The 8,390-nt window shown below is 70.6% G+C and carries 10 protein-coding genes; 6 read left to right on the top strand and 4 right to left on the bottom strand.

Annotated features, from left to right (window positions below):
* Positions 1–176 (bottom strand): exodeoxyribonuclease VII small subunit (gene xseB, locus AB7U92_RS16570; RefSeq protein WP_428579195.1); only part of this gene is annotated, 176 nt, incomplete at its 3' end.
* Positions 177–417: 241 nt separating this feature from the next.
* Between xseB and AB7U92_RS16565 the strand changes: the two genes are divergently transcribed.
* The 4 genes from AB7U92_RS16565 to AB7U92_RS16550 all read left to right on the top strand — a co-directional run bounded on the left by AB7U92_RS16565 (position 418) and on the right by AB7U92_RS16550 (position 3,821).
* Positions 418–1,536, top strand: a complete 1,119-nt coding sequence (locus AB7U92_RS16565) for an aromatic ring-hydroxylating oxygenase subunit alpha (RefSeq protein ID WP_428579192.1) — start codon at positions 418–420, stop codon at positions 1,534–1,536.
* Positions 1,537–1,567: 31 nt separating this feature from the next.
* Positions 1,568–2,461: a DMT family transporter gene (locus tag AB7U92_RS16560; protein ID WP_428579189.1), complete on the top strand. Its 894-nt coding sequence runs from the start codon at positions 1,568–1,570 to the stop codon at positions 2,459–2,461.
* 4 nt (positions 2,462–2,465) lie between these two features.
* Entirely contained in the window at positions 2,466–3,317 is an 852-nt protein-coding gene (locus AB7U92_RS16555) for a sulfurtransferase (protein WP_428579186.1), read from the top strand.
* 69 nt (positions 3,318–3,386) lie between these two features.
* Positions 3,387–3,821 (top strand): universal stress protein, encoded by a 435-nt coding sequence (locus tag AB7U92_RS16550; RefSeq protein WP_428579183.1) that lies wholly within the window; start codon positions 3,387–3,389, stop codon positions 3,819–3,821.
* 25 nt (positions 3,822–3,846) lie between these two features.
* On the opposite strand, the gene AB7U92_RS16545 is transcribed toward AB7U92_RS16550, so the two are convergent.
* Positions 3,847–4,710: a dienelactone hydrolase family protein gene (locus tag AB7U92_RS16545; RefSeq protein WP_428579180.1), complete on the bottom strand. Its 864-nt coding sequence runs from the start codon at positions 4,708–4,710 to the stop codon at positions 3,847–3,849.
* Between the two features lie 71 nt (positions 4,711–4,781).
* Between AB7U92_RS16545 and ppx the strand changes: the two genes are divergently transcribed.
* Together ppx and AB7U92_RS16535 are read left to right on the top strand one after the other, a co-directional pair.
* Complete coding sequence (gene ppx / locus AB7U92_RS16540) at positions 4,782–6,314, top strand: exopolyphosphatase (protein ID WP_428579177.1); 1,533 nt, start codon at positions 4,782–4,784, stop codon at positions 6,312–6,314.
* A gap of 7 nt (positions 6,315–6,321) precedes the next feature.
* Positions 6,322–6,687, top strand: coding sequence for a hypothetical protein (locus AB7U92_RS16535; protein WP_428579174.1), 366 nt, complete (start codon positions 6,322–6,324; stop codon positions 6,685–6,687).
* Between the two features lie 3 nt (positions 6,688–6,690).
* Here AB7U92_RS16535 and sixA read toward each other — a convergent pair whose 3' ends face one another.
* On the bottom strand, positions 6,691–7,149 hold the full coding sequence (gene sixA / locus AB7U92_RS16530; protein ID WP_428579171.1) for a phosphohistidine phosphatase SixA: 459 nt from the start codon (positions 7,147–7,149) through the stop codon (positions 6,691–6,693).
* Between the two features lie 5 nt (positions 7,150–7,154).
* The coding region (gene ppk1 / locus AB7U92_RS16525; RefSeq protein WP_428579168.1) for a polyphosphate kinase 1 at positions 7,155–8,390 on the bottom strand (1,236 nt) is incomplete at its 5' end.

Genomic DNA, 8,390 nt, shown 5'->3' with positions numbered 1-8,390 from the left:
AGCCGGCCGCGGCAGTAGGCCAGCAGCTCGGCGCCGCGGCGGTAGCTGTCGATCATGCGGTCCAGCGGCAGCTGGCCGCCTTCCCTGCTCGCGACGAGCTGCTCGAGTTCGCGCAGGGCGTCTTCGTAGCTCGCCGGCTCCTTGGCAGCCGTGGGGGAAGGAGAGTTTTTTGCCATGCGCAATCCAGAGGGACTGATTGTAGTCAGCCCCGTTTCGCGGCCACTGGGGTTGTTGCACCAAAGTCGCGCGGTGCAAGCCGGTCCGGCAGAGAAGCACTCGGCCAGTGCGGCTTTCCGCCCCGCTCACCCCCCCTGGGTACAATCCGCGGCCCGTCGCCGTCCGGCGGGTGCCTGAAGGCCCACACCCGGGGTTGCCGGGGTGGTGGTTTGACATCGGTTTTTGGAGATCCTGGGGATCATGTCCGACCTGAGCGTCCCGACCGAGGCGCTGCAGCGCTCCCGCTCGCAGCTTTCCGTCAGCACCTATTTCGATGCCGATCTCTACCGGCACGAGATGGAGCTGATCTTCGAGTCCGGTGCGCGCTACCTCGGGCACGAGCTGTCGGTGCCCGAGGTCGGCGACTACCACGCCCTGCCCCAGGAATCCGAAGGACGTGCGCTGGTGCGCACGGCCAGCGGCATCGAGCTCGTCTCCAACGTCTGCCGGCACCGCCAGGCGGTGATGCTGCGCGGCCGCGGCCACACCGGCAGCAACATCGTCTGCCCGCTGCACCGCTGGACCTACGACACCCACGGCAAGCTGCTGGGCGCGCCGCACTTCGCCGACGACCCCTGCCTGAACCTGCGCAACTACCCGGTGCAGAACTGGAACGGGCTGCTGTTCGAGGGGGGCGGCCGCGATGTCAACGCCGACCTGGCCCGGCTGGGCCCCAAGGTCGACCTCGACTTCTCGGGCTACGTGTTCGACAGCGTGCACCTGCACGAGTGCGACTACAACTGGAAGACCTTCATCGAGGTCTACCTGGAGGACTACCACGTCGCGCCCTTCCACCCGGGACTGGGCGGCTTCGTCACCTGCGAGGACCTGCGCTGGGAGTTCGGCGCGCACCACTCGGTGCAGACGGTGGGCCCCAACAAGTCGCTCGCGCAGGCCGGCTCGCCGACCTACCGCAAGTGGCACGACGCCGTGCTCGCCTACCGCAACGGCGAGCCGCCACGCCACGGCGCGATCTGGCTGACCTACTACCCGACGACCATGGTCGAGTGGTATCCGCACGTGCTGGTGGTGTCCACGCTGTTCCCCAGGGGCCCGCGCAAGACGCTCAACATGGTGGAGTTCTACTACCCCGAGGAGATCGCCGCCTTCGAGCGCGAGTTCGTCGAGGCGGAACAGGCCGCCTACTGGGAGACCTGCGAAGAGGACGACGAGATCGCGTTGCGCATGGACGCCGGCCGCAAGGCACTGCTCGAGCGCGGTGACGACGAGGTCGGCCCGTACCAGAGCCCGATGGAAGACGGCATGCAGCACTTCCACGAGTGGTACCGGCGGGTGATGGGAGATCGGCTGAAGGGCTGATGCTGCCGGGCGTGCGGGCACAATCGTCCGCATGTCCGCTCCCTGGTTGATGGTGCTCGCGTCGCTGCTGTTCGCGACGATGGGCGTCTGTGTCAAGCTCGCCTCCGCCCACTACGCCACCGGCGAGATCGTGTTCTATCGCGGCCTCGTCGGCCTGGCACTGATGGGCGCGTTCGCGCGCTGGCAGCGCGGCTCGCTGCGCACTGCCGTGCCGGCGATGCACTTCTGGCGCAGCATCTCGGGCGTCACCGCGCTGTGCCTGTGGTTCTACGCCATCGGCAACCTGCCGCTGGCCACGGCGATGACGCTGAACTACATGTCTTCGGTATGGATGGCGCTGTTCCTCGTCGGCGGCGCGATCATGCTCGGCGGCCAGCGCGTCGACGGCCGGCTGATCGCCACCATCCTCGCCGGCTTCGCGGGCGTGGCGCTGATCCTGCGTCCCACCATCGAGCAGGACCAGCTCTGGCACGGCCTGATCGGCCTGCTCTCGGGCATGGTCTCGGCCACCGCCTACCTGCAGGTCACCGCGCTCGGCCGCGCCGGCGAGCCGGAATACCGCATCGTCTTCTACTTCTCGCTCGGCGGCGTGGCCGCCGGCGCGCTGACCATGCTGTGGACCGGCGCGAGCCCTCACCGTACGCTGGAAGGCCCGGCGTTGCTGCTGGCCGTGGGGCTGCTGGCCAGCGTGGCGCAGCTGCTCATGACACGCGCCTACGGCACCGGCCGGACGCTGGTGGTGGCCAGCCTGCAGTACCTCGGCATCGCCTTCGCGTTCGTCTACGGCGTGCTGCTGTTCGACGAGCGCATCACCTGGATGGCCATCGCGGGCATGGTACTGATCGTCGCCGCGGGTCTGGCGGCCTCGCTGCTGCGCAGCCAGACCGCCCCCGCCGATGCCCGCCAATCGACCCTGGAGAGCTGAGCCCATGACCCGACCCTTCACGACGCTGATCTCCGCGCGGGAACTGCGCGACCTGCTGGCCGGCACGACGCCGACGGTGGTCGTCGACTGCAGCTTCGACCTCGCCGACCCGGACGACGGCGAGTTTGCCTGGAGCGCGGTGCACCTGGCCGGCTCGTTCTACCTGCACCTCGACCGCGACCTGTCGGGCTCGAAGACCGGGCTGAACGGCCGCCATCCGCTGCCCGGGCGCGCCGCCTTCGCCGCGACGCTGGGCCGCCTGGGCATCACGCCGGCCACCCAGGTGGTCGCGCTCGACCGCCAGGGCGGCCCCTATGCCTCTCGGCTGTGGTGGATGCTGCGCTGGATGGGCCACGAAGCCGTGGCCGTGCTCGACGGCGGCCTCGACGCCTGGCGTGCAGCCGGCGGTGCGGTAGATGCGCAGGTACCGGTGGCGAAGCCTGCCGCGCCCTACCCCGAGCGCGCACCGCTGGCGGCGACCACCAGCGCCGATGCGTTGCTGGCCCAGCTCGGCCGCGTGCGCCTCGTCGACGCGCGGGCCGGGGAACGCTTCCGCGGCGAGGTCGAGCCGTTGGACAAGGTGGCGGGCCACATCCCGGGCGCCCTGCACCGCTTCTTCAAGGACAACCTGGGCCGCGACGGCCGATTCAAGCCGGCCGAACAGCTGCGCGCCGAGTACGAGGCGCTGCTCGGCCGCGACGCGGCGGCGCAGACGGTGCACCAGTGTGGCTCGGGCGTGACGGCCTGCCACAACCTGCTGGCGATGGAGCATGCCGGCCTGTCGGGCTCGCGCCTGTACGCCGGCTCGTGGAGCGAGTGGTCGGCCGACCCTACCCGCCCCATTGCCGTCGGTTGACCACCGTCAAGCGCGCTCCTACGCTGTCGTTCGACACTGAGTCCATACGACAACGAAAGGAGCCCTGCCATGTTCAAGCGAATCCTCGTGCCCACCGACGGCTCGGACATCACCGGCAAGGCGGTCGACACCGCGATCGCCTTGGCGAAGTCGGTCGGCGCGCAGCTGTATGCGATCAGCGTGAAAGAGCCCTTCCCCTACAGCGCGATCTCGGAGATGCAGCCCACGCCGCCGCAGGAGTTTTTCGACGCGCAGGAGCGCATCGCCGCCAAGCGCCTAGCGCTGGTGACCGAGGCCGCCAAGACCGCCGGCGTGAGCTGCCAGGCGCACAGCGTCGAGGCGCTGCACCCCTGGGAAGCCATCATCGACCACGCCAAGCGCACCGAGTGCGACCTCGTCGTGATGGCCTCGCACGGCCGCCGCGGCGTCACCGCGCTGCTGCTGGGCAGCGAGACGCAGAAGGTGCTGACGCACTCGACGGTGCCGGTGCTGGTGGTGCGCTAGCCAGCATGCGGCGGGCGCGGCGTGGTCAGGCTACGCCGTGCTGCTTCAACCAGGCCACGGCGCGCTTCCAGCCGTCCTCGGCCTGCTCCTTGCGGTAGCTTGGCCGGTAGTCGGCATGGAAGGCGTGTGGAGTCTCGGGGTACAGCACCAGTTCCGACTTCTTGTTGCCCGCTGCCTTCAGCGCCGCCATCATCTTCTCGATGGTGTCGTTGGGAATGCCGCTGTCGGCGCCGCCGTACAGCGCCAGTACTGCCGCCTTGACCTGCGCCGCCACGTCGAGAGCGGACTTGTCGCCCGGGTAGTAGCTCCGCGCCACCGGGCCGTACCAGGGCACGGCCGCCTTCACCGCCGGGTTGTGCGCAGCGTACATCCAGGTGGTGCGGCCGCCCCAGCAGAAGCCGGTGATGCCCAGCCTGGACACATCGCCGCCGTGGGCCTTGGCCCAGGCCACGCTGGCGTCGAGATCGCCCATCACCTGCGCGTCGGGCACCTTGGCGATCACCTCCGAGATGAGCTTGGCGATCTCGCCGTAGGACTGCGCATCGCCCTGGCGCACGAACAGCTCCGGCGCGATGGCCAGGTAGCCGAGCTTGGCGAAGCGCCGCGCGACGTCGGCGATGTACTCGTGCACGCCGAAGATCTCCGACACGACGAGGATCACCGGCAGGTTGGTCTTGCCCGCCGGCTGCGCGCGGTAGGCGGGCATCTTGAAGTCGCCCACCGGGATCATCACCTCGCCGACCGTCAGGCCCTCGCTGTCGGTCTTGATGGCCTGCGCCGTCACCGGCAGCACCGCGGCCGCGAAGCCGCTGCCCACCGCCGCCTGCACAAAACCGCGGCGCGACAGCGCGCGCGAAGGGGCCAGGCTGTCGATCTCCTGCTCAAGCATCGGGAACCTCCGTCGGTGTGGGTGGAGCGGCCGATTCTAGGAAGGCCCGCAAATCCCGCCACAATCACCGCATGAATACCCTGCCAGCGCGCGGCCGCTCCGACCTCGAGACCCGCTGGCCCGGCCAGCTCGCCGCCATCGACATGGGCTCGAACAGCTTCCGCCTGGAGATCGCGCAGGTGGAGCAAGGCCGCTACCGACGTGTCGACTACCTCAAGGAAACCGTGCGCCTGGGCGCTGGCCTCGATGCGAACGGCCTGCTCACCGAGCAGGCGGCCGAGCGCGGCCTGGCCTGCCTGGCCCGCTTCGCCCAGCGGCTGCAAGGCTTCGCGCCAACGCAGGTGCGCGCCGTGGCCACGCAGACGCTGCGCGAGGCGCGCAATCGCGATGCCTTCCTCGCCCGCGCGCAGACCGTGCTCGGCCACCCGATCGAGGTGATCTCCGGCCGCGAGGAAGCGCGCCTCATCTACGCCGGCGTGGCGCGCCTGCAGCCCTCGGGCGCGCCGCGGCTGGTGATCGACATCGGCGGCCGCTCCACCGAGATGATCCTCGGCCACGGCCGCAAGCCCCTGCATGCCGAGAGCTTCCAGGTCGGCAGCGTGAGCCTGTCGCTGCGCTATTTCGCCGAAGGCCGCCTGACCGCCGAGGCCTTCCGCGCAGCGCAGATCGCCGCCGGCGCCGAGCTGGAAGAGGCGCTGGAGCCGTTCGCGCCGGCCCACTGGCGCGAGGCGCTCGGTTCGTCGGGCACGGTGGGCGCGGTGTCGCAGCTGCTGGCCGCCAGCGGCGTGACCGACGGGCGCATCACGCCGGACGGCCTGCGCTGGCTGATCGAGCGCTGCGTCGCCGCCGGCCGCGTCGACCGGCTCGACCTGCCCGGCCTGAAGGAAGACCGCCGCGCGGTGATCGCGGGCGGCATCGCGATCCTCTACACCCTGGCCGCCCACTTCGGCATCGAGGCGCTGCAGCCGGCGCGAGGCGCGCTGCGTCAGGGCGTGATCTTCGATCTCGACGAGCGGCTGCATGCCACCGCCTTGCCGCAGGACGGCCACGACCTGCGCGACGCCACCGTGCGCGAGCTGCAGCGCCGCTTCATGGTCGACGTGCAGCAGGCGCGGCGCGTCTCGCGCATCGCAGAGACCCTGTACGAGCAGGTGCAGCCGCGCGCCGGCCGCGAGGCACGCCGCGAGCTGCTGTGGGCCTGCGCGCTGCACGAGATGGGCATGATGGTCTCGCACCACGACCACCACCGCCACAGCGCCTACCTGCTCGCCCACGTCGACGCGCCGGGCTTCTCGCAGAGCCAGCAGCGCCGCGTGGCGGAGCTGGTGCTGGGCCAGCGCGGCGGGCTGCGCAAGGTGGAGGCCAGCCTGGTGCAGGAGACCTTCGCCTGGCAGGTGCTGTGCCTGCGCCTGGGTGTCATCAAGTGCCATGCACGTGGCGAGGTGCGCACCGACGCGCTGGCCCTTCACCGCGACGGCACCGAGGCACGCGTGGAGTTCAGCGCCGACTGGGCCGCCAGCCACCCGCGCACGCACTTCCTGCTGCAGGAAGAGGTGCAGGCCTGGGCGCGAGGCGGCGTGCTAAGGCTGTCGCTCGGCCGCTGAGGACGCGATGAACTCCGACCTGCTCGTGGTCGACAGCATCACCGAGGCGATCGGTAGCGGCACGGGACGGATCGTCATCAGCGGCTCGCACGGTGGCCTCAGCGCGGGGCGCTTCGCGCTGCAGGCGAAGGTGAGGCTCGCCGTCTTCAACGATGCCGGCGTCGGGCTCGACGAAGCGGGCATCGCCGGCCTCGCGCCGCTGCAGGATGCGGGCATCGCCGCCTGCACGGTATCGCACGACAGCGCCCGCATCGGCGAGGCGCGCTCGACGCTGGACGACGGGGTGATCTCGCATGCGAACGCGGCCGCCGCGGCCCTTGGTGCACGCGCCGGCCTGAGGCTGCGAGACTGGCTGGCTGAGCTGCAGGGCTGAGCGCTACAGCGCGTCAGGCCCCATCACGGCGTGCAGCACCACCTGCGCGCTGCCTTCGCGGTCGCGGCTGCGCAGCCACCAGGCCGCGCCCTTCTTCACCGACCAGGGCTGCGCCTGCCCGGCCAGCAGCAGCGCCGCCACCTGTCCCAGCGTCGGCTGGTGGCCGACCACCAGCACCGGCTCGCTGGACTCGGGCCAGCGCACCGCCTCCAGCAGCGCCTGCGGGCTGGCCGCCGGCGCGATCGCCTCGACGGTGCGGAACTTGCGGCCCAGCGCCTTGGCGGTCTGCTGGCAGCGCAGCGCCGGGCTGACGAGCACCCGCGTCGAGTGGGCGATGCGGTGGTTGAGCCAGTCGGCCATGCGCGCCGCCTGTCGCTCGCCCTTGGTCGTCAGCATGCGCTCCAGGTCCGGCAGGCCCTCGCGCTCGACCGCCTCGGCATGGCGCCACAGGATCAGGTCCATGGCGCTCAGCCGCGGTAAAGCGCCATCAGCGCCTGCTGGGCACTGATGCCGTCGGTGCCGGTGCGTTCGTAGCGGCCGTCGGGCGATTGCCGCCAGGCATCGCGGCCGTCGTGCAGATAGGGCACCAGGCATTCGTCGATCACGCGCTGGCGCAGCGCGGCATCGCGCACCGGCCAGGCCACCTCGATGCGGCGGAACATGTTGCGCCCCATCCAGTCGGCGCTGCTGAGGTAGAGCACCTCGTCGTCCTCGCTCTCGCCCCAGCGGAAATACATCACCCGGCTGTGCTCGAGGAAGCGCCCGACCACCGAATGCACGCGGATGCGCTCGGTCGCGCCGGGCACGCCCGGCGGCAGCATGCAGGCGCCACGCACGATCAGGTCGATGCGGGCGCCGGCCTGCGAAGCGCGCATCAACTTCTCGATCAGCGCAGTGTCGGTCAGTGCGTTGATCTTGGCGACGATGCGCGCCGGGCGTCCGGCGCGGGCCGATTCGGCCACGCGGTCGATCAGCTGGCCGGTGCGACGGTGCAGCGTGAACGGCGCCTGCAGCATCGCGCGCAGCGGCTTGGTGCGGCCGAGGCTGGCGAGCTGCTGGAAGACGGCATCCGCGTCCGAGGTCAGGTCGGCATCCGCCGTGAGGTAGCCCACGTCGGTGTACATCCGCGCCGTCTTCGGGTTGTAGTTGCCGGTGGACAGGTGGGCGTAGCGGCGCAGCGAAGCCCCTTCGCGCCGCGTCACCAGCAGCAGCTTGGCGTGCGTCTTCAGGCCGACGATGCCATAGACCACCTGCGCGCCGACCGCCTCCAGGCGCTCGGCCCAGTTGATGTTGGCTTCCTCGTCGAAGCGCGCCTTCAGCTCGACGACCACCATCACTTCCTTGCCGCGCCGCGCCGCCTCGATCAGCGACTCCATCAGCGGCGATTCGCTGCCAGTGCGGTAGATGGTCTGCTTGATGGCCAGCACGTCGGGGTCGGCCACCGCCTCGCGCAGGAACTGCACCACCGGTTCGAAGGATTCGAAGGGATGGTGCAGCAGTACGTCGCCCCGGCGCAGCCGCTCGAAGATCGAGCGCTCGCGCGGCAGGCGACGCTCGGGCCAGGCCGGCTCGAAGGTGGGGAAGCGCAGCGCCGCCGCGTCGGCCTGGTCGATCAGCTGGTTCAGGCGCACCAGGTTGACCGGGCCATTGACCTTGTACAGCGCCGCCTCGGGCAGCGCGAACTGCTGCAGCAGGAACTCCGA

This window comes from Piscinibacter sp., from assembly GCF_050175855.1.
Classification (GTDB): domain Bacteria; phylum Pseudomonadota; class Gammaproteobacteria; order Burkholderiales; family Burkholderiaceae_C; genus Piscinibacter.
The sequence above is the reverse complement of the archived record's forward strand: the minus strand, read 5'-3'. Positions and strand labels throughout refer to the sequence as shown.

Coding starts and splice junctions, on each gene's coding strand:
- AB7U92_RS16565 (WP_428579192.1), top strand. CDS start 418: ATGTCCGACCTGAGCGTCCCGACCGAGGCGCTGCAGCGCTCCCGCTCG.
- AB7U92_RS16555 (WP_428579186.1), top strand. CDS start 2,466: ATGACCCGACCCTTCACGACGCTGATCTCCGCGCGGGAACTGCGCGAC.
- AB7U92_RS16550 (WP_428579183.1), top strand. CDS start 3,387: ATGTTCAAGCGAATCCTCGTGCCCACCGACGGCTCGGACATCACCGGC.
- AB7U92_RS16560 (WP_428579189.1), top strand. CDS start 1,568: ATGTCCGCTCCCTGGTTGATGGTGCTCGCGTCGCTGCTGTTCGCGACG.
- AB7U92_RS16535 (WP_428579174.1), top strand. CDS start 6,322: ATGAACTCCGACCTGCTCGTGGTCGACAGCATCACCGAGGCGATCGGT.
- AB7U92_RS16545 (WP_428579180.1), bottom strand. CDS start 4,710: ATGCTTGAGCAGGAGATCGACAGCCTGGCCCCTTCGCGCGCGCTGTCG.
- sixA (WP_428579171.1), bottom strand. CDS start 7,149: ATGGACCTGATCCTGTGGCGCCATGCCGAGGCGGTCGAGCGCGAGGGC.
- ppx (WP_428579177.1), top strand. CDS start 4,782: ATGAATACCCTGCCAGCGCGCGGCCGCTCCGACCTCGAGACCCGCTGG.